Genomic DNA, 805 nt, shown 5'->3' with positions numbered 1-805 from the left:
GCAGCTCCTCGCGGGTGGTCCGGCGGCTCCAGCCGCGGACCGCCACGAGCGCACCACCCAGCAGCGTGATCAGGCCGGCCACCAGCGCTGCGGTGCCCACACCCTCCGAACCGGTGTCCGGCAGCTGAGCACCAGGCGGCGCCTGCAGCGCAGCGCAGGCATCATCGCTGAGCTGGACCTCACCGTGATCCAGGACCGCCACGTTCAGCAGCCCCGAACCCGCACCGTCACCGGCGCCGTCGGCGCACTCCAGCGACGCCAGGCTCGCCTCGGAGACATCGATGCTCCCGCTCACCTCCACGAGGTAGACATGCACCGCGTCGATCCCGAGCGGCACCTCCTCGGTGAGCCGGTTCTCGGCCGACCCGGCCTCGCCCAGACCCGTGAAGGTGTCGAGCACCGCCACATCACCAGGAGCGGTGTTCGTGACCTGCACCGAGGTCACCTCGATCCCCTCACCGAAACGCAGCTCGTCCGAGAGCACGTAGCTGGTCGGCAACCCACCGGTGTTGGTCACCTCGATCTCGTAAGAAACGATGTAACCACCGTCATCAGACTGGTTCGGACCCGAGGCGATCGTCTTGTCCAGACCCACCGACGGCTCGACCGTGACACAGGCATCCGCCTCGTCAGTCAGGTCGTTGTGCGACAGACCCGCCGTGTTGGCAAACCCACCGCTCTCACCCGAACCCGGCGCCGCACACTCCAGCGACTCCGAACCGAAGGAACCCTCCCCGATCGAGGCCACCACGGCCACCGTGTAGGTGTGCGTCCCACCGGCAGCCAGCGGCACATCGACCGCGAC

1 protein-coding gene is annotated in these 805 nt (G+C 68.3%); it reads right to left on the bottom strand.

What is annotated here, in order from left to right:
- The coding region (locus GPA04_RS20945; protein ID WP_156226174.1) for an LPXTG cell wall anchor domain-containing protein at positions 1-805 on the bottom strand (805 nt) is incomplete at both ends.

This window comes from Pseudactinotalea suaedae (assembly GCF_009733815.1).
Lineage (GTDB): Bacteria > Actinomycetota > Actinomycetes > Actinomycetales > Beutenbergiaceae > Pseudactinotalea > Pseudactinotalea suaedae.
This window is presented reverse-complemented; position numbering and strand designations above follow the sequence as displayed.